25 protein-coding genes are annotated in these 19,648 nt (G+C 34.2%); 20 read left to right on the top strand and 5 right to left on the bottom strand.

Features of this window, described 5'->3' with window-relative positions; genetic code table 11:
* Position 1: 1 nt before the first annotated feature.
* Entirely contained in the window at positions 2 to 697 is a 696-nt protein-coding gene (locus ACX9TM_RS24490) for a response regulator transcription factor (protein ID WP_000276738.1), read from the bottom strand.
* A 209-nt stretch (positions 698 to 906) separates the two neighbouring features.
* Between ACX9TM_RS24490 and ACX9TM_RS24485 the strand changes: the two genes are divergently transcribed.
* Together ACX9TM_RS24485 and ACX9TM_RS24480 are read left to right on the top strand one after the other, a co-directional pair.
* The gene (locus ACX9TM_RS24485) at positions 907 to 1,179 is read left to right on the top strand and encodes an autorepressor SdpR family transcription factor (protein ID WP_001070523.1); all 273 of its coding nucleotides are present in this window, start codon (positions 907 to 909) and stop codon (positions 1,177 to 1,179) included.
* A complete protein-coding gene (locus tag ACX9TM_RS24480) occupies positions 1,176 to 1,811 on the top strand; it encodes an SdpI family protein (RefSeq protein ID WP_065381954.1) in 636 nt (211 codons plus the stop codon). Before ACX9TM_RS24485 ends, ACX9TM_RS24480 begins: the two co-directional genes overlap by 4 nt.
* Positions 1,812 to 1,857: 46 nt before the next feature.
* Here ACX9TM_RS24480 and ACX9TM_RS24475 read toward each other — a convergent pair whose 3' ends face one another.
* A complete protein-coding gene (locus ACX9TM_RS24475) occupies positions 1,858 to 2,730 on the bottom strand; it encodes an AraC family transcriptional regulator (protein ID WP_000377716.1) in 873 nt (290 codons plus the stop codon).
* Positions 2,731 to 3,036: 306 nt separating this feature from the next.
* Between ACX9TM_RS24475 and ACX9TM_RS24470 the strand changes: the two genes are divergently transcribed.
* The 12 genes from ACX9TM_RS24470 to ACX9TM_RS24415 all read left to right on the top strand — a co-directional run bounded on the left by ACX9TM_RS24470 (position 3,037) and on the right by ACX9TM_RS24415 (position 13,389).
* The gene (locus ACX9TM_RS24470) at positions 3,037 to 3,807 is read left to right on the top strand and encodes an ABC transporter ATP-binding protein (protein ID WP_000859655.1); all 771 of its coding nucleotides are present in this window, start codon (positions 3,037 to 3,039) and stop codon (positions 3,805 to 3,807) included.
* Positions 3,794 to 5,743 carry an ABC transporter permease gene (locus ACX9TM_RS24465; protein ID WP_065381955.1) on the top strand — a complete coding sequence of 650 codons (1,950 nt, stop codon included), beginning with the start codon at positions 3,794 to 3,796 and terminating at the stop codon, positions 5,741 to 5,743. Before ACX9TM_RS24470 ends, ACX9TM_RS24465 begins: the two co-directional genes overlap by 14 nt.
* 143 nt (positions 5,744 to 5,886) lie before the next feature.
* Positions 5,887 to 6,465 carry a class I SAM-dependent methyltransferase gene (locus ACX9TM_RS24460; RefSeq protein WP_001176064.1) on the top strand — a complete coding sequence of 193 codons (579 nt, stop codon included), beginning with the start codon at positions 5,887 to 5,889 and terminating at the stop codon, positions 6,463 to 6,465.
* A complete protein-coding gene (locus ACX9TM_RS24455; RefSeq protein ID WP_000418945.1) occupies positions 6,465 to 7,064 on the top strand; it encodes a DedA family protein in 600 nt (199 codons plus the stop codon). Before ACX9TM_RS24460 ends, ACX9TM_RS24455 begins: the two co-directional genes overlap by 1 nt.
* Before the next feature lie 170 nt (positions 7,065 to 7,234).
* Positions 7,235 to 7,582 (top strand): YxeA family protein, encoded by a 348-nt coding sequence (locus ACX9TM_RS24450; protein ID WP_000819387.1) that lies wholly within the window; start codon positions 7,235 to 7,237, stop codon positions 7,580 to 7,582.
* Positions 7,583 to 7,658: 76 nt separating this feature from the next.
* Positions 7,659 to 7,838: a hypothetical protein gene (locus ACX9TM_RS24445; protein WP_000924676.1), complete on the top strand. Its 180-nt coding sequence runs from the start codon at positions 7,659 to 7,661 to the stop codon at positions 7,836 to 7,838.
* Positions 7,839 to 7,992: 154 nt separating this feature from the next.
* Positions 7,993 to 8,763, top strand: coding sequence for an ABC transporter ATP-binding protein (locus tag ACX9TM_RS24440; RefSeq protein WP_000855634.1), 771 nt, complete (start codon positions 7,993 to 7,995; stop codon positions 8,761 to 8,763).
* Positions 8,750 to 10,654, top strand: a complete 1,905-nt coding sequence (locus ACX9TM_RS24435) for an ABC transporter permease (RefSeq protein WP_063220431.1) — start codon at positions 8,750 to 8,752, stop codon at positions 10,652 to 10,654. Before ACX9TM_RS24440 ends, ACX9TM_RS24435 begins: the two co-directional genes overlap by 14 nt.
* Positions 10,655 to 10,774: 120 nt before the next feature.
* Positions 10,775 to 11,029, top strand: a complete 255-nt coding sequence (locus ACX9TM_RS24430; RefSeq protein ID WP_000404317.1) for a hypothetical protein — start codon at positions 10,775 to 10,777, stop codon at positions 11,027 to 11,029.
* A gap of 51 nt (positions 11,030 to 11,080) precedes the next feature.
* Complete coding sequence (locus tag ACX9TM_RS24425; protein ID WP_016125892.1) at positions 11,081 to 11,839, top strand: hypothetical protein; 759 nt, start codon at positions 11,081 to 11,083, stop codon at positions 11,837 to 11,839.
* A 27-nt stretch (positions 11,840 to 11,866) separates the two neighbouring features.
* Complete coding sequence (locus tag ACX9TM_RS24420) at positions 11,867 to 12,646, top strand: DUF4261 domain-containing protein (RefSeq protein WP_063220432.1); 780 nt, start codon at positions 11,867 to 11,869, stop codon at positions 12,644 to 12,646.
* Positions 12,631 to 13,389, top strand: coding sequence for a DUF4262 domain-containing protein (locus ACX9TM_RS24415; RefSeq protein WP_000417362.1), 759 nt, complete (start codon positions 12,631 to 12,633; stop codon positions 13,387 to 13,389). The genes ACX9TM_RS24420 and ACX9TM_RS24415 overlap by 16 nt, the downstream gene beginning before the upstream one ends.
* 40 nt (positions 13,390 to 13,429) lie before the next feature.
* Here the strand turns inward: ACX9TM_RS24415 and ACX9TM_RS24410 are convergent, their stop codons facing one another.
* Positions 13,430 to 14,425 carry an Rpn family recombination-promoting nuclease/putative transposase gene (locus ACX9TM_RS24410; protein WP_065381956.1) on the bottom strand — a complete coding sequence of 332 codons (996 nt, stop codon included), beginning with the start codon at positions 14,423 to 14,425 and terminating at the stop codon, positions 13,430 to 13,432.
* A 190-nt stretch (positions 14,426 to 14,615) separates the two neighbouring features.
* Here ACX9TM_RS24410 and ACX9TM_RS24405 point away from each other — a divergent pair, with 190 nt between their 5' ends.
* A complete protein-coding gene (locus ACX9TM_RS24405) occupies positions 14,616 to 15,287 on the top strand; it encodes a DUF7003 family protein (RefSeq protein WP_001168101.1) in 672 nt (223 codons plus the stop codon).
* A gap of 24 nt (positions 15,288 to 15,311) precedes the next feature.
* Entirely contained in the window at positions 15,312 to 15,821 is a 510-nt protein-coding gene (locus ACX9TM_RS24400) for a DUF2199 domain-containing protein (protein ID WP_000830214.1), read from the top strand.
* A 41-nt stretch (positions 15,822 to 15,862) separates the two neighbouring features.
* Here ACX9TM_RS24400 and ACX9TM_RS24395 read toward each other — a convergent pair whose 3' ends face one another.
* Together ACX9TM_RS24395 and hpt are read right to left on the bottom strand one after the other, a co-directional pair.
* Positions 15,863 to 16,765: a diacylglycerol/lipid kinase family protein gene (locus ACX9TM_RS24395; protein WP_000167893.1), complete on the bottom strand. Its 903-nt coding sequence runs from the start codon at positions 16,763 to 16,765 to the stop codon at positions 15,863 to 15,865.
* Between the two features lie 82 nt (positions 16,766 to 16,847).
* Positions 16,848 to 17,375 (bottom strand): hypoxanthine phosphoribosyltransferase, encoded by a 528-nt coding sequence (hpt, locus tag ACX9TM_RS24390; protein ID WP_001019295.1) that lies wholly within the window; start codon positions 17,373 to 17,375, stop codon positions 16,848 to 16,850.
* A 161-nt stretch (positions 17,376 to 17,536) separates the two neighbouring features.
* Between hpt and ACX9TM_RS24385 the strand changes: the two genes are divergently transcribed.
* From ACX9TM_RS24385 to ACX9TM_RS24370, 4 genes are all read left to right on the top strand, one after another.
* Entirely contained in the window at positions 17,537 to 17,752 is a 216-nt protein-coding gene (locus tag ACX9TM_RS24385; protein ID WP_002001286.1) for a hypothetical protein, read from the top strand.
* Between the two features lie 183 nt (positions 17,753 to 17,935).
* Positions 17,936 to 18,268, top strand: a complete 333-nt coding sequence (locus ACX9TM_RS24380) for a hypothetical protein (protein WP_000415613.1) — start codon at positions 17,936 to 17,938, stop codon at positions 18,266 to 18,268.
* 179 nt (positions 18,269 to 18,447) lie between these two features.
* The gene (locus ACX9TM_RS24375; RefSeq protein ID WP_000746703.1) at positions 18,448 to 18,936 is read left to right on the top strand and encodes an LPXTG cell wall anchor domain-containing protein; all 489 of its coding nucleotides are present in this window, start codon (positions 18,448 to 18,450) and stop codon (positions 18,934 to 18,936) included.
* A gap of 89 nt (positions 18,937 to 19,025) precedes the next feature.
* Positions 19,026 to 19,646 (top strand): class D sortase, encoded by a 621-nt coding sequence (locus tag ACX9TM_RS24370; RefSeq protein WP_000771595.1) that lies wholly within the window; start codon positions 19,026 to 19,028, stop codon positions 19,644 to 19,646.
* The last annotated feature ends 2 nt before the right edge of the window (positions 19,647 to 19,648 follow it).

The following is a 19,648-nucleotide window of genomic DNA, read 5'->3' as shown; positions in this document are numbered from 1 at the left end:
CTTATTCACTCCAAGTTGCGTTAAAGCGATATCCAAGTCCACGTACTGTTTCAATAGAGTTCTCAATGCCAAGCTCATTAAACTTTTTACGAAGACGTGTAATGTTTACGTTTAATGTATTTTCCTCAACGAAACTTTCGTCATCCCAAAGCGCAGCTAATAAATCTTCACGGCTCGCTGTACGAGGGAATTTAGATAATAACATTTCTGCTAAAATTGCCTCTTTCTTCGTTAAAAGAACTTGTTCAGATCCAAAATGAATTTCTGGACGTTCAGGGAATAGTTTTAAACCTTCTACTTCAACGATACGTTCAGAAATATTTGGTGCATAATCACCGTAAATACGGCGTAATTGTCCTTTAATTTTTGCCATTACAACGTCGTAGTGGAATGGTTTTGTAATGTAATCATCCGCACCGCTTTCAATTGCCATAATTTGTTCCATCTCACCAGCACGCGCTGAAATGAAAATAATTGGACAAGTAGATTCATGACGAATTTGACGGCACCAGTAGAAACCATCGAATTTCGGTAAGTTTACATCAAGTAAAACAAGATGTGGTTTCACTGCGTTAAACGATTCCATAATATCATCGAAATTCTCCGCTACCACAGCCTCATAACCGTACTTCTGAATGTGAGATTGCAGTAATGATGAAATATTTGGATCGTCTTCAACGATTAAAATTTTATACATATGTATATTCCTCCTCAAAAAAACAATTGTAGCTATAGTGTATCATGTGTTTCAAGTCTTTTCATTATGTTGAAAGATAAGCTAGTAAACAGTATAGGTTAAAAGTGAGAAAAGTAAAAAGGGCGCTGGATGAAATTGACAAATAACAGTAATTGGTTTAATATTTAGATAAATATCTAAATGTCTAATTATCGAAAGGAAGAAAGACATTGAATCAAGCATTCAAAGCATTAGCAGATCCAACAAGGCGAAAAATTTTAGACTTATTAAAAGAAGGCGATCTAACCGCTGGTGAGATTGCTGAACATTTCAATATGACAAAACCAAGTATTTCACACCACTTAAATGCACTTAAAAATGCTGAACTTATTCAAGATGAAAAGAAAGGGCAATTCGTTATGTACTCTTTAAACACAACGGTCTTTCAAGATTTATTGACTTGGGTGTTTACATTTACGAATAAGGGGGAAGAGGGGAAATGAAAAAGCATCTTTTTGCAATCTTATTAATTGTTATAACTTGTTTAGCTTGGGCGTTTGCTTGGCCACATTTACCGGATACAATTGCAACGCATTGGAGCGGCGGTAAAGTAGATGGATATTCTTCTAAATTGTATGGAATGCTTTCTATGGTTGGAATTATGATTGTTTTATATATTTTTCTAAACGTGTTACCAAAGATTGATCCAAAGAAAGCGAACTACGAGAAGTTTTCTAAAGCTTTTATGATGATGAATAACGGGATACTACTGCTACTATTTGTAGGGAATATAGATATTATTACAAGTGGATTAGGATACAATTTATTCATTAATCGCGTGCCGGAATTATTAGTGGGTATTTTATTTATAGCCATCGGAAACTATTTACCACAATGTAAACCAAACTACTTTGTAGGTATAAAAACACCGTGGACATTAAGTAACGAAGAAGTGTGGAGAAAAACGCACCGTTTTAGCGGAAAGGTGTTTGTTGCATTGGGGATCATTATGATTTTAAGTGTTTTTGCACCAGTGGCGTGGAAATCTTTCGTAATGGTTGGAATTATTATTGGTGCAGTAGGATTAACGATGGGATATTCATATATTGCTTATAAAAAAGAACTAAAAATGTAAATAAAGCTGCTTTTCCTTTTAGGGAAGAGCAGCTTTGTTTTTTTTATCACTTCTTCAAAACCGGTATCCAAATTTCACTTTTAAAGTTTGGAGAAGATATATCTTTCTGTTCATTCCACAATATTTCCGGTCCTTCCGCTAGTTCATAGTTCGAAGAAGGGAACCATTCAGAATAAATACGCCCCCACACATTTTGTAATGCATCAGGAAATAGACCGACAGCTTCAAATATAGCCCATGTTGAAGCTGCGACTTCAAGTTGCGCGAATTGCTCTGGACAATCCTTTGTTGTGGCTACTCCAATATAGTGATCAAGTTCTCCTTTTTCCTCCATTCTTCCTTCAGAAAAATTAGTAGAAGCACTAATAATTCCAGTAGGTTCAATGTTCGAAAGGGATTTTAATGTTTGAATAGACTCTGGGTTTAAACTTTTCCACATAGAAGCAATTTCTTCATTTACACCGTTAAAAACGATTGGTACTCGTTTTGTAATACCTATAATTCGAAATGGCTCTTTTTCTTCAATTCGATAATTCATTTCATTTCCTCCTTGAATGGATAATTGGAAGGTCATTGGTGAATAAGCCTTCAAAGAATGGCTACTATTTCGGGCTTCTGAAGGTGTTATACCGTGCAAGTTTTGAAATGCACGAGCGAATGAATCTGGTGAGTTGTATCCATATTTTATAGCGATATCAATGACTTTTACATTGCTGTTTTTTAGTTCAAAGGCAGCGAGAGTAAGACGTCTACAGCGAATATAATCAGATAGTGATATACCTGCTAAAAACGAAAACATTCTTTTAAAGTGATACTCAGAACAAAGAGCTAGCCTCGCAACTTCTTTAAAATCAATTTCATTCGTAAGGTTATCTTCAATATAGCGCATTGCAGCATTCATATTTTTAAGTGAATCCATATTATGACCTCCTCTGTACATAGAATAGCAGGAACGAAATAGCTCCATCCGACATTTCGTGCACAACTTTGTAGGTGCATTTTTTACCTTACAAAATTGTAATGTTCCTGTAAGGAGAATGAATGGATGGTATGATATCCCAATGTTATAGTAACAAAGTACTTTAATTCATTACGTTAACTTTTTGATTTCTTTACTTATGTGCCTTACATAACTGTCATGTTTGTGTAAGAAACATCGATAGTGGCAAGAGTAGAGAGTGTATATAGTTGAAAATAGAGAATAGAAGAAATGAGGGATGTCGAGATGAAAACAGTATTAGAAGCAAAAAATATTGAAAAAGTATATGACACGGGTGGTAATAAATTTGCAGCGTTAAAAGGTATTAACTTACAAGTAAAAGAAGGTGAGTTCGTTGGAATTATGGGACCTTCTGGTTCTGGTAAGACGACTTTACTAAATGTTCTTTCTACAATTGATAATGCGACGAACGGTGAAATTTTAATTGATGGAAAAGATATTGTGAAAATGAATGATGATAAGTTAGCATTATTCCGCCGCGATCATTTAGGCTTCATTTTCCAAGATTATAACTTATTAGATACATTAACAGTGAAAGAGAATATTGCTTTACCACTTGCGTTATCAAAGGTGAAAGCGAGTGAGATTGATCGCCGCGTTCTTGAAATCTCAAAGAAATTTGGCATTGATCATATTTTAAGTCAGTTCCCATATCAAGTATCTGGTGGACAGAAGCAGCGCTGCGCAGCATCACGTGCAATCGTTACGAATCCAAGTATGATTTTCGGGGATGAGCCAACTGGAGCGCTTGATTCTAAATCTGCAACAGATTTACTTGAAAGTATGAAGTCATTAAATGAATATGATAACTCAACAATTTTAATGGTAACGCATGATGCATTTGCAGCAAGTTATTGTAAACGAGTTATTTTCATTAAAGATGGTGAACTATATAAAGAATTGCACCGCGGTGAATCGACGCGTAAACAGTTCTTCCAAAAAATTGTTGACGTAATGTCTTCTATTTCTGGAGGTATGGCTGATGACCTTATCTAGCATTGCCCTCCGCAACATACAGCGGAACTTTAAAGACTACTTTGTATATTTCGCATCTATGATTTTTAGTATCGTTATTTATTTTACATTTAAAGCACTGCAATATAATTCACAAATGGAAAAAGCAGCAGAAGCTTCTAAAAAGATTAGCGGAGCGTTCCAAGTTTCCAGTGTGATGCTTATCATTTTCGTAGCGGTGTTCATTATATATTCGAACGGATTCTTTACACGTAAACGTAAAAAAGAAGTTGGCTTATATTCGTTATTAGGTATTCGTAAAAGACAAATTGGTAAAATGCTCTTTTATGAAAATATGTTAATGGGATTAATGTCATTAGTAATCGGGATTGCGATTGGTAGTGTCCTTTCGAAATTATTCCTTGAGTTATTAGTAAATATGATGGGATTAAATTTAAATGTTCATTTTGAAGTACCGATGGCTGCTATTATTGATACAGCAATTATTTTCTTTGTGATTATTTTATATACATCACTTCAAGGATATCGTTTAATTTATCGCTTTAAGTTAATTGAACTTTTCCGTGCAGAACGTGAAGGAGAAGCAATGCCAAAAGGATCTGTCACCATGGCATTAATTTCAGTTTTCTTAATCGGTTCAGGTTATTTTTTAGCGCTAATGTACATGAAAGCAGTTATGTATGCAGACTTTATGGTCGTTGCATTATATATTTTATTAGCGACAGTAGCAGGGACTTATTTACTGTTCATGTTCTTCACAGTATTTGTATTGAAACGTGCAAGAAATAATAAGTCAGCATTTTATAATGGTATGAATATGGTAACGACATCGCAGTTACTATATCGTATTAAAGGAAATGCGAAATCATTGGCGACAATCGCTATTTTAAGTGCAGTTACATTAACAGCGGTTGGTACGTCAGTTACGATGTATTACAATACATTTACGCAATCAAAAGTTGCTGCGCCGTATAGTTATTCCTATGAGAAAAAAGATGCAGCATTAGATAAAAAAGTAAATGAAATACTTGCTGGAGAGAAGAATAATCACCCAGTCACATATGAATCAGAAGTTGAAATGATTCCTGTGAAAGGAACATTTAAAGGTGAAAGAGCTGATCAAGTTCTGAACACACACTATAATGTTACGAATCAGTACCAGCTTATTTCTCAATCAAGCTTTAATAAACATGTGAAACATTTAGATGTAGAACCTGTAAATTTGAGTGCGAATGAAGCTTTCGTATATGATAGCTTATATATTGAGAAACTTGATTTTGGTCCTCTTTATACAGGAAATACAGCTGTATTCCCTGTTGGAAATGAGTCAAAAGAATTAAAAATTAAAGGTGTAAATAATAGAAGCCTTACAAATTTAAATGAACTATTTGTAATCGTTCCTGATAAAACATATGAGCAAGTGAAACAAGTAAACGAAACGCGTACTGTAAAAAATATTGATGTAAAAGGTGAGCGAAATAGTAAAGAGTTAACAGCAAAATTAGCAAGCATTATGCCAGCTGGAGAATCAGAAGTTTTAAAACCATTTAACGATTTCTATACAGGATTCCAAATGGGGCTTGAAACGACAGGCTTAATGATGTTTATTGGGTTATTCTTAGGATTAGTATTCCTATTAGCAACAGGCTCAATCATTTACTTTAAACAATTAACAGAAGCAAGTGCTGACCGTGATCGTTACATTGTCCTTCATAAAGTTGGTGTAACGAAGCAAGAAATGAAGAAAGCTATCGCAAAACAAGTAAGCTTTATCTTCGCTATTCCGTTAGTAATCGGTATTTTACACAGTTTATTTGCACTAAAAGGTTTATCAAATATATTACCATTTGAAATTATGATTCCTCTTCTCATTAGTATTGGAGTATACGGTGTCATCTATATTGGATATTACTTCTTAACGGTTCGTTCTTATTATAAGATCGTGAGTGCGAAGTAATAAGGGGCAGCTATCGCTACACGCGATAGCTGTTTTTTTTATTCTTCATAAAATCTTAAGAAACTTCCTCAATTTTTATTAAGAAACGATAGTTATACTTAGACACAAGTTAAAAACTATCGAACGAATGAGGAGAGGTTTACATGCAGCTCATTACATTTTTACATGAATTTATAAAGCATCCAAAACATACTGGTGCAATTGCGCCAAGTTCAAAAATATTAGCAAAGAAAATGGTCGATGTAATTGATTTTAATAAAGCGAAATGTATTGTAGAGTTAGGGCCTGGCACAGGGGTTTTTACGAAAGAGATTATGAAGAGAAAAAAGAAGGAAACGATATTTCTTCTTATTGAAATTAATGAAGTATTTTTCAAAGAATTAAAAAGAAAGTTTAAAGATGAGCAGAATGTCATTGTTGTACACGGTTCAGCTGAAAATATAAAGAAGTATATGGAGGAGCTCAATATAGAATGCATTGATTACGTTTTATCAGGGTTGCCTTTCACTTCTTTACCAGAAGAAGTTTCAAAGCGCATTTTAAATAATGCGATGGAAGCGATACATGAGAATGGTGAGTTCATTACATTTCAATATTCACTTGTGAAAAAAGGGTTTATACAGCATTTCTTCCCTGAAATTACACTAGAAAAAGTATGGCTCAATTTCCCGCCAGCCTACGTCTTTAGTTGCAAAAAAGAACTAAGGAGAGCATATGCATAATGGAATTACATGAATTATTATCTTATATTGAACAATACGGTTATTGGGCTTTATTTTTCTGTTTATGGTTAGGGATTATCGGTATGCCAATTCCAGATGAAATGATTGTTATGAGTGGTGGTTTCGTATCTTCAGTAGGTATATTAAGTGTTGTTCCTTCATTCGTATTAACATATTTAGGTGTTGTATCAGGGCTTTCTTTAGGATATATATTAGGGAAGGTTTTTGGAACGAAGGTACTCCATAAATTAGTGAAAAAGAAAAAAGCGAAGTATTTGATGAAATCACAAGAAATGGTTGATAAATACGGACAGTACGCGTTAGTTACAAGCTATTTCATACCAGTTGTAAGACATATCGTACCGTATTTAGTTGGAATGAATAACATGTCATTTAAGACGTATGCATTGTATTCTTATACGACAGGATTTGTTTGGACACTCGTTTATTTTGTGCTCGGTTCTTTATTTGGACAACATATTGAAAGGATTGTAGCAGCTGCGATAGAGTATGGTTTGTATTTTGGCGGGAGTATTGCATTGATTGTGAGTGTGTTTTATTTTTACAGACAAAAAAGAAATACAGTGATGAGTAAATAAAGGAGGCGGCAGCCTCCTTTTATTATTAATATGGCTTTATTTATCGAAGTGCTGATGCAAAGCCCTGTGACATTAAGAAAAAGTTAAGAAACCGCACGAGTTTTTATTAAGAAATGCTCTCTATACTTAGAAAGGTCTTATAGAAAAACATAATGAAAGGCGGAATATAGATGAAAAGATTTATTTTAGGATCATTACTTGTCATCATAGCAGGAGCGGCATATTTGTTAAATGGGAGTGCTACAGTAGATTCCATGAATCCGTTTCTTAAATTAGAATATCGTTATGCGGTAATTGATAACGATGGAAAAGATTTAGGTGGAAATAAAGGCCGTGCATACACAGTGAACACATATGATAAGGATGGAAACGAAAAAGAGATAACAATTGATGGAGTGGATACATTGCAAAAAGGTTCCTACTGGCATGTAATTACGAGAGGAAAGTCTGTGCACGATAAGGTACAAATAGAAGAAGAAATAATTCCTGATGGCGCGAAGGTGAAGTTAGGATTGTAAGTATAAACCCGGTTCTAGATGAGAGAATCGGGTTTGTTGTTTTATGGTAAAATGATAAAGGGGGAGGGCGAGAGGTATGCTACTCATTGTTAGCCTTATATTAATTGGGATTATGTGCAGTATGAGAATAGTATCCTTACATATGATAGAGCGACAAATGATAGAAGAGCGATATGTATATTGCCCAAAATGTGATGCGAAAATTAGAAAAGGGAATTCGGCTCCTTTTTGTTCGAAATGTAATTTAATATTTTAACTATATTAAATCCAAAATCACTTTATGTGGTTTTGGATTTTTCTTTTTAAGAAAATATTAAGAAACCCCGTCACTATTTGTTAAGAAAATGTATCTATACTGAATTCTGTTGCTTAAAGAGAACATCACGAATTATAACAGGAGGTACAAATAGATGAAAACAATGTTAGAAGCGAAAGGGATTTCGAAAATATATGATACAGGCGGGAATACGTTTGAAGCGTTGAAAGATATTCAACTGCAAGTGAAAGAAGGAGAGTTTGTCGGTATTATGGGACCGTCTGGTTCTGGTAAGACGACACTTTTGAATGTACTTTCTACTATTGATACGGCTTCAAAAGGTGAGATTTTAATTGATGGAAAAGATATTGTGAAGATGAATGATGATGAATTGGCACTTTTTCGCCGTAATCATTTAGGATTTATTTTTCAAGATTATAACTTATTAGATACGTTAACAGTGCGAGAAAATATTGCATTGCCACTTGCTTTATCAAAGGTGAAGGCGAGAGAAGTAGAATCTCGCGTTGAGGAGATTGCAAAGAAGTTTGGGATAGATCATATTTTAAATCAGTATCCGTATGAAGCTTCAGGCGGACAAAAACAACGCTGCGCGGCATCAAGAGCGATTGTAACAAATCCAAGTATGATTTTTGGAGATGAGCCAACTGGTGCGCTTGATTCGAAGTCAGCGACGGATTTATTAGAAAGTATGAAGACATTAAATGAAAAAGATCTTGTAACGATTTTAATGGTAACGCATGATGCGTTTGCGGCAAGTTATTGTAAACGAGTTGTATTTATTAAAGATGGAAAGTTATATAAAGAATTACATCGCAAAGAGATGACAAGAAAACAGTTCTTCCAACAAATTATTGATATGATGTCTTCAATCTCTGGGGGTGCGACAAATGAGCTTATCTAGCATCGCCCTTCGTAATATAAAACGAAATTTTAAAGATTATTTTATATACTTTGCTTCCATGATTTTTAGCATCGTCATTTATTTTACGTTTAAGGCGCTTCAATACAATTCACAAATAAGTGAAGCTGGAGATAACATCGGCCGAGGATTCCAGCTTGCGAGTGTAATGCTTATTATTTTCGTTGCAATATTTATTATATATTCGAATGATTTCTTTACACGAAAGCGTAAGAAAGAAATAGGTGTTTATTCTTTACTTGGTATTCGAAAAAAAGAAATAGGTAAAATGCTTTTTTATGAAAACATGTTAATGGGTTTATCATCGTTAGTAATCGGAATTGTAATAGGTAGTTTACTTTCAAAAGGATTCCTAAAGCTACTTTTAAATATGTTAGAGCTACATGTAAATGTTCATTTTGAAGTACCAGTTGGAGCGGTTATAGATACAACAGTTATTTTTTGTCTCATCATTTTATACACATCGTTTAAAGGATACCGCGTTATTTATCAATTTAAGTTAATCGAGCTATTCCGTGCAGATAACGAAGGCGAAGTCATGCCAAAAGGTTCGAAAATAATGGCTTTCATTTCTTTATTATTAATTGGATCAGGTTATTTCTTGTCAGTAACGGCTATAAAAAATGTGAGCGGTGATAACTTTATGCCCCTTGCACTTTACATTTTATTAGCGACAGTACTTGGAACGTATTTATTATTTATGTTCTTTACCGTTTTTGTATTAAAAAGAGTGCGAAATAAAAAATCCGCATTTTATAACGGAATGAAAATGGTTACGACGTCTCAGTTACTATACCGCATTAAAGGAAATGCAAAATCGTTAGCAACAATTGCCGTATTAAGCGCAGTAACGTTAACGGCGGTTGGAACTTCTGTAACGATGTATTACAACACATATATGCAGGCGAAGAAATATCATCCAGTTAGTTATTCTTATGAAAAGAAAGATATGGAATTAGATCGTAAAGTAAATGAGATTTTAAAAGAAGGACAGAATGAAGTCATTCATCAATATGAATTAGAGACGGTAAAAGTAGTAGGAGAATACAGTGATGGCACTTCATTACAATCAAGAACAACAGAACTTATCGCACAATCATCATTTAATACAATCGCAAAATATTTAAATGAAGAAACTTTAGGTTTAAAGAAGAACGAATTGTATGCATTTGATGGCATGTACAGTGAAGGTAAGAGAGATAGTGGCGTATATAAAAATCGAAAAGCTACCTTCCCAATTGAAGAAGTAGCACCAGTACAAGTGAAAGATGTACAAGCAAAAAACATTACAAACTTATATGAACTTCTAGTTGTCGTTCCGGATGAAGTGTATGAGCAAGCAAAGAAGACAATTGGCTCTCATACTGTGAAAAATATTGATGTGAAAGACGAAAGAAATAGTAAAGTATTAACGGAGAAATTAAAGAAAGTAATATCGGAAGAAGATGCAGAAGGAAGAGAGCAATTCAGTGACTTCTATACAATATTCCGCAGCGGTATTGAAACGTCAGGGTTAATGATGTTTAGTGGTATATTCTTAGGACTTGTATTTTTACTTGCAACAGGCTCTATTATTTATTTCAAACAATTAACAGAAGCACATGCAGATCGTGAACGTTACATCGTTCTTCGAAAACTCGGTGTCACGAAAACAGAAATGAAAAAAGCCATTGCGAAGCAAATGAGATTTATCTTCTTTATTCCTTTAGTAGTTGGTATATTACACACTTTATTTGCGCTCAAAGGATTAGCGACAGTTATTCCGTATGAAATTGCAGTTCCGTTACTAATTAGCATCGGGGTGTATAGTGTTATTTATATTGGTTATTATTGCTTAACAGTTCGTTCTTATTTCAGGATTGTTAGTAAATGAAAATAAGGTATACAGTTTTTGAAAAAGCGAAAGAGAGCATAGTGAAAATTATGTTCTCTTTCGCTTTTTTTAGTTAAAATGAGGTGTGCATGAAAATGGTATTTAAATGGAGTGTTACATTTGGAAATTCTTATCATAGCAGGATGTTTATTAATTGGTATCACTTTAATCAGTTTCAGTATTTATCGATTTGTAAAAGAATTAAAAGAAAAAAATTCAAAGAGAGAGAAATGGAAAGTAGTAGCTGGAAATTTGATAGAGTTATTTAGTGATCCATTGCACGGAGCGCCATTCTATTTTTTAACTGGGGGTCTCTTTTTGGTAATCGGACTGTTATTTCTTTCTATGGGAATGGGCTGGCTTGAAATTGATTAAGGCGTATTAACAAAGATATTTCATAGTTGTATTGCGAAGAGGAGAGAGCAAATGCCGGTTATAAGAGATATACAATTGAGTTTTCTAAAAGTAAAAGAGCATACCAGAAACATAGAGGCATTACAGTTAACATCTACAAGCAACTACGATGAAGACATCTCTTTTGGTAAAGAGACGAGCAGTATTACTTCTTTATATTGTCGACATATGCCAAAGTTAAGAATGGATTATGAGAAAGGGATTTTGATTCATTGTGTGGATGATATTTCATTACTCGATGAGTGGGAGAAGAAATATAGAATTTTCCCTGAATATATGAATGTTTTTGTGGAGTATGAGAGTGTGAAGGGTTTTCCATATTTATCAGATAGAGAGAAAAAAGAATTAGCCCTTCAAATCGTTCATGTTGAAATGAAGCGTTTAGCTGTGAAATATGATTGGGATATAGAAGAGTTAGAAAAAGTGAAGAATAAGATACTAGAATTGAATTATAGAAACGAGTTCGTATATATAAAAAAGAGTAGTCCGAATAAAAAATACGTATGTAGTATAACATGTCAGCATGAAGTGGCTTATGCTGACGTGTACTTAGAAATAAGAGAGTATAGAACGAGGCGGTTAATCAAAAAGGAAAAGCTTATTAGAGAAGAAGATATGTATAAGATGTTTCATCATGTTAGTGAAGTGGCTTGGAAGTTAAATCATAAAGTGCTACTGATGAATGATAAAGGAAAAACTGTATGGATGTTAACCTTTTTAGAGAAAGATATCCCAGCTAATTTAGTTTGGAAGATTGAAAGAATAGATTGAAAATAGATGAGAATTGGAGTGCATATGATGGAGACACAAATCGTTATTGGAGTACCTGGTTTATGGAAAGATAGAACAGAATTAATACAAGAAGTTGTGAGTAAAAGTAACTATATATTAGCGGGAAATGTTATGCACCATAAGGAGAAAGAGATTGGCTTTGAAATTGATATATATGAACAAGACCCTTCTTTGAGAGAGGCTTTCTTCTATGCAGGTGGTGAGCGTTTTGATGAAGAATTGCTTCAGGAGTTGGAGAAGCATACTTATATAGTGTATGTTATTGCCAAAGTTGACGATAAAGAGAGATTACAAGAAGTAATTGATGTAGGAATGGAACTTTTAAATGCAGGGGGACTTGCTTTAAAAGTTGAAACAGCAGGTGTGGCTTATTCGAAAGAAGAATGGCAAGAGCTTGCAGAGAATAAGGAAATATTCCCGATGTATTCGCACCTTGTAACTTTAGTTGGAGATGAAGAGGACGGTTACTATTCATGTGGAATGCAAGCATTTAATCTACCAGACGTTGTTTTAGACGGAGGGATAGATCCGGAAGTAGCTGTAGATTTATTAAATGATTTTAACCTACATAATATATTGGAAAAACCTAATTTGAAAGATGGAGATACAATTAGTTTCACAGAAGATGCTCCAGTGTATCTTTTATCTCATTATATAGATAAGTGTTATGAACAAGAGGATCCATTTTATAATCCGTGTGGGGTATGGAAGTTAGAGAGTGCTTCGGCAAAGAAATCTATCTTTCAAAAATTGGGGAGTGTGCTAAAAGGATGGAAAAATACATAAAAGAACAGAGGAGTATATGTGATAAATATAAAGCGGAGTATGTAGAATCTCCGAATGACTTGAAATTAGGAATAGCGCAAAATGTGAAAGATGGTATCGCTCCGATTAATGGGTTACGAATGCCTATAGAAAACGGAACGACAGGTTGGTACATTTGGGCTGGTGAAGAAATGGGGACAGAAGAAGATTTCTTTCTTCCTTTACACGTTCAACATATTGATGAATGGGCACCTGAAATAAAGAAGTATTTAGGGTTACCACCTGGTTGGAGATTTTTAATTGCTGGAGATTACGAGGACGTGTGGTATGATCCGAATTTGTTTGATGAAGATTTAGAAGAGGATGCAGATGAATGGGAAGAAAATATGCTACAAGAGTATGGATGGTACATGCATAGCATATTAGCAGAAGATATTGATGGCATCCATGCTAATTATCATACACATGGTCTAAGAGATAACTTTAATCATCAAGATTTACAAATAGCATTAAATATGGATCCTGAAGTCGCGCATAGTGTTTTTTGTACCATAATAGAAGAAATAAAGAGCGGAAAAAAGTTTGAACAAGGGATTGAGTATACGAATATTATTGAAGGATATCCCATTATTATGAAGTCTTTCGTAGAGATGGATCGAGAAGTTTTGAGGGTTTTATTACCTGATGAAAGAGGGATTCTTCCTACGAGGCCAGAGTGTGATGAATGTTATAAGACTCAATTGGATGATATTGAGGAGAGTTGATAAAAAAGAGCTTGAAACTATTCAAGCTCTTTTTTTATGACTATTTATGTCCTAAAATATGTTCAATCTCATGCAAACTTAATTTACTTGCCTTAGCAATCGTTTCAAGTGGTATACCAAGATCATACATATTTTTAATCATTTGAATTTTCCCCTGTTGAATGCCTTTTTCAATGCCTTTTTCAATGCCTTTTTCAATGCCTTTTTCAATGCCTTTTTCAATGCCTTTTTCAATACCTTTTTCAATGCCTTTTTTAATTCCTTGTTCCATTCCTCTTTTAATTCCTTCTGTCTCTGCATGGGCGAATTTTGCTGCTTCATCCATTAAAACTTTCTCCCTTGCGTCATAGGCTTGTCGGAAAGAAGAATCCTGACTCATACGTTCCCATTTATTTATTGCTTTTTGTAAAATAGGGTCTTGGTTCATAGCAATATCCTCCAATAGTTTAGTTAAGTGCTCATCCTCATTTGCTGAAAGCAATAAAAGCCAACGAACAAATGGATCTTTCCACGGATTTACTTTTTCTTCATGCCATTGTTCAGTTAACTTTGGAATTTCTATAATGTGGATTTCTATGTCTTCACTCAGGATTTTTTTTTGTTGTGTATTCCATAATACGCTCGTTGTATGGAAGGCTGGGTGTTCCGAAAACATTGCGAAGTTTAGTAAGTTTATGGTGATGGTTTTGTGAAGTGCACTGTAGGGCATCCCTTTTTGTAGTTGAGATGTGTATAGCCTTCCCCAATAATATAAACTGCGTTTAACCATATCGTGATTATTATTGAGTTGTATTTCTACATTAACTTTTGTTCCTGTGTCTAATGTCGCTGAAATGTCTAAAATAGATAACTTATCCTCTTCATATTCCCTGTGTAAATGTGGATCTTCTAGTTGTAGAGAAGCAATGGGCGACTCTAAAGACTCTTGTAACATAGCATTTAAAAATGCAATTAGAATATCTTCGCTACCATTCGTACCAAACAATTGTTTAAATGCAAAATCAATGCGTAAATTAACTAACTGTTGGTTGAACAAAGTTTGTCCTCTCCCTTATATGAAGGTACTTCTTTCCTTCATTGTACATAAAAAGAACTAGAGTATGCAAACAAGCCATTCTTCTATTTTTTAGTAGTTTTATTAGAATGTCACAGGTAAGTATGGTTATGTTATACTCTAGTGAAATTAAAAAAATATTTTTGTTTATATCGGGGTGAAGATGATACATATGCAAAAAGATATTTTAAAACTATTAGATAAAAAGCAAAGTAACTATGAATTTCCTGCCTTTGATAATGAATATATGGATATTTCGCAAGTGAAATTCTCTCTTTTCTTTAAAGATACTAAGGATTGGTTAATGGTGTTTCAACTTGTTGGTGTAGGTTCATTAGGTGTATGTAATGATATTCAAGTATATGGAGATAGAATTACTCATTCAATGGGTGATGATTGCATTTTACAATTAAATGATGGCAATTATGAGTTATTTAATGATGAAGGTGAATTTATGCCGAATATTTATAACGGCAGTTTAAAAATTCGTGAGCAGCATTTTGAATATGAATTTACAGAAGAGGATTATATAAATAATGGAATAGAAGTACAAACGACAGAGCATTATCCAACATACTTTATGCGTATGCTTGCTACTAATGAAGAAGTTAGAACATTATTATGGTGGAGTAAAGAAGAGATTTTAGAAGAGTTCGGTTTAGAAGGTAATTGGGAACTAGCGTATGAAACGGAAGAATGGAAACATGTTGAAGACGAAAAAGTAAGTGAAAATGAATTCTTCCAATCAGTAGCCGCTGCAATAGAGAAGAAAGATCCACGTATTATTGTGAAGAAGGATTCTAACACGCATTGGAGAAATTGGGTAGCGTTTGATTGTGACTGAAAAGGATAGGAGAAAGAATAATAAATGAAAAGAAGAAGAAAATCCGGAGAAAAAGTACAAATGCATCGTTTTGCACTACCTCTATGCTACGGAAGTGAAGCACCATATTATTATTACGAGGTAGCGCCCCATGAAAGAGAGGAACGCTTCCATTTAACATCAGAACTTTGCGTAATGGACGATGAGCATTACTTTATTAGAGGTTGTTTAGAGATTCCTATCATTGACTACCACGAAAACTTCATATGGACTGTTTGGGTATCACTTAGTAAAGAAAGTTATGATGAAGTATTAGAAAAGTGGGATGAGAGAGGCCGAGAAAATAGTGATCCTTATTTTGGGTGGTTATCTGTAGAAATGCCAGTTTATCCAGAAACATTAAATTTAAAAACAAATGTACATATAAGAGAAGTTGGAACGGCACCGTATGTTGAATTAGAGCCAACCGAGCATCCTTTAGCAATCGAACAAAGAAATGGAATTACTTTAGAGAGAGTTAAAGAAATACAAGAAATGATTCAAAGACATAGCTAGATTAGAAGAGAAAAAACGAGTGCTAGCACTCGTTTTTTTCTTTACACAACCGCAGGATTATAAATCATCGTAAAGTGTCCTGGTAATAATTCAATGTGACAAGGTGTATGAAGCGAACTTTCTCCATCTGTATCTACTTCTTTTTCTTCTTTCGTTTCAATATGAATGGATTTTGCTTTTACGTGGAAGATGTCATTTTCATTTGAATCCTCGAATAGTTTCTTTCCGATGTAATCTTTAAATGCTTGAATACCTGTTGATTTGACTACGAAAATATCAAGTGTTCCGTCATCACATTTTACGTTCGGAATAAAGGATGGAATACCACCAAGATATTCACCATTTCCAACCATGACAAGGACAGCTTCGTCTTCATATACTTGTCCGTCATAAGTAATTTTTACTGGGAATGTTTCAGCATTTTTTACAGTTCGAATTGTGCTTAAATAGTAACCGATTTTACCAAGCTTTGCTTTTTCATCTGCATCGATATTGTTTGATACTTCAGATACGAGACCAATCCCCCAGAAGTTTAAGAAATGTTGTCCATTTGCTTTTGCAACGTCAACTGGTTTTATATGTTCTTCTGTAATAAGTTTTGCCGCTTCTGCAATGTTTTGCGGAACGCCAAGTGTGCGAGAGAAGTCGTTGCAAGTTCCGCCTGGAATGATTGCAAGTGTAGGTCTAGTTTCAAGAGGTGCTAAGCCATTTGTGCATTCAAATACAGTGCCGTCACCACCAAAGACGATAATTAAATCTACTTTACTAGCAAACTCTTGGCAATATTTTGTTGCATCACCTTGCTTTTTCGTATGAAGGATATGTAAGTCAGGAAAAGCTGCGGCAAGAGGTGGTACGATTTTCGTTAAATTTGTATGTAAGTCACCTTGTCCAGCTTTCGGATTTACGATGAGGAGTACTTTTTCAAATTTTGTCTTTGTCATTTTTTTCTCTCCCTTTGTCTTTTACGAATTGTGATAGAAAATAAACTTCCACCAGTAATTGATGAAAGTTTATTTTATTATATTATTCCGTTACAACTGAAGCGATAAATGGTAAGTTACGATATTTTTCCGCACAGTCGATACCGTATCCAACGATAAATTCGTCTGGAATTTGGAAGCCAACATACTCAGCTGTTAAGTCTACTTTACGACGTTCTGGCTTATCAAGTAATGTACAGAACTTGAGTGCCTTTGGTTTATGCATAAAGAAGTGGTCTTTTAGAAAATGAAGTGTTAAACCAGAATCGATAATATCTTCTACAACAATTACGTTTTTCCCAGTAATGTTTACGTCGATATCTTTTAGTAGTTTCACTTTTCCTGTTGTTTCTGTTTGATTTCCGTAGCTAGATGCAGAAATAAAGTCAATTGTTACATCATTTTTGATGTGACGAATTAAATCAGCAGCAAATACGAATGAACCTTTTAATACTGCGATAACTACGATTTCTTCTCCTTCAAAGTCACGTTCGATTTGAAGTGCTAATTCTTTAACTTTTGCTTGTAATTGTTCTTCAGAAATTAAAGTGTCTTTTATTTCAATATTCATTGTAATCCTCCTACAGTGTAAAACTTGCGAACATTTCGACTGTAAAGGATAGAATAGAAAAAGTCAAAGGAGATAGTAATTTTTTACAAAGATAACGACAAAATCATCTGATGATATGATATACTAATTATATTAAGAAAACGCTTCCATAAAGGGTGAATATGATGAAGAAGAAACAGTACACAAGTGTAACATTTATAAAAGCATTACTTTTAACAATTGTTCTTGGCCTGTTGGCTTACGTAATTGATGTACCTGCGATTCGTATTTCATTAATTGGAATGACTTTAGTGTTAGGAGCAATTTCGCACGGTATGATGTCGCAGCTAAAAGAAGCTGGACTTGATGATATGAGAGATCATATAGATAAAAAGTAAGAAACCTTCATTATATAGAGTGAAGGTTTTTTTGTTTCTTACAAAAATGTAAGGTAGTTGTAAGGCAAATCGATAGTTGCATAATAGCATTTTGGATAAACTATGGGTGTAAGGTAAAAGGCAAGCATATTTTAGGTAAATTAAGTTTTAGGCACTCTATATGTGAAAAAGGAGTAGGAGGGCATGGAGAAACGCTGGACGACCTTTTCTTTTTTAGCGACTAGTAACACCGTAATGCTAGATGGAAAAATGGATTTTTTGCACTTGTTTGATCGTGAAGATGATCATTCTTCTTCTAAATTTACAATGAAATGGAATAAATGGAGCGAGAGTTGTAGGTTTGAAGAAGAGGCCCCTAACGAAGAGCAAAAGATTATTTTAACAAACCCTATTAAAGCGTGGGTTGTTCAACGTCGTAAGTGTAACGTCAAAAATCACTTCAAGAAAACTGAGCCGAGACAATTAGTTATCGCTCCAGCCCGTTCTACTTCCAAATCACGCGAAAGTAACATGTAAATAATTGAGACACACACCCGAAAAAAACATCGTACATATTGCGATGTTTTTTTCTTTTTCTACAATGAAATCTTTAAATGAAATATATTTCATCTGCATCTTATATTTATATCTCTTACTTATTCTAGTAATACATCCGGTGCGAGTTGATGAGAATAAAATATAAGGAGAGAATGAAAATGAAAAAGAGACTATTACCAATTTGTGCAATGGCACTTTTAGCAGTAGGATATTCTTCAGTAGCGAGTGCAGATACTGGAACAGTAACAAAGGAAGAAGCACAAGTGCAACAAGATAAAGCTAAAAAAGAAGAAGCAATTAAGGAACAGCAAAAGAGTGATGAGGAGAAAAAGCAAGCAGCGCAAGTACAAGAAAAAAGTGATATGGCTAAAAAAGAGGAAGCAATAAAAGTTGAGAAAAAAAGTGAAGAAGAGAAAAAGAGAATAGCGCAAGAACAGTTAAAAAACGATATGGCAAAAAAAGAAGCAGCGATAAAAGCCGAGCAAAAGAATGAAGTAGCTAAAAAAGAAGTAGCAAAGCCAGTTGTACAAGGTGAAAAATTACCAAATACAGCATCAAATAATGTAGCAATGATGGGATTAAGTGCATGTCTTGTAGCGGTAGGTACATTATTTGGTTTGAATCGTCGCAATAAGATTAAAGCGTAAATAAAATATTTTCCTATAAAGAATCGGATAATTTCATATATTAAAAATGGTAGGTTACTCCTACCATTTTTGGCATGGAGGAATGAAGAATGAAGTTACTCAATTATATCGGTATCATATTGATGGCTATAGGGCTATTCATGGGATCCTATTATGCTGTGGAATGGTATAAAGGAAGAAGCTCTGCCGGGCAATTAACTGCAGAAGAAATAAAGAGTCTTAAAAATATACAAGATACTCAACTTTCTCGTGAAACACCTGTAACTTCTCAAGTGCCTTCTTCTCAAACAGAACATAAAGAAGGAGAAAAGGTAGCGATGTTAAACATACCAAAAATAAAGAAGAAGTTTTCTATATATTGGGGAGCGGATGATACGACTTTGAAAAAAGGAGTGGGTATGTTCGTTAGTGATTTAACGACAACTCCATCTGGAGGGGGACATACTGTACTAAGTGGACATCGAGATACTGTATTTACAGATTTAGGAGAGTTGAAAGAAAAGGATACCCTTGTTTTAGAGTATGATAATAAAACGTACACATATGAAATTCAAAAGACATGGATTACTCATGCGGATGATCGTACTGTTATTATAAAAAAAGAAGAACCGATATTAACACTGACAACTTGTTACCCATTTAATTATATAGGGAATGCACCAGATAGATATATTATCGAGGCGAAGTTAACTGGCAGTTATTCAAAGTGAAA

Source organism: Bacillus sp. LH1 (genome assembly GCF_057924895.1).
This window is presented reverse-complemented; position numbering and strand designations above follow the sequence as displayed.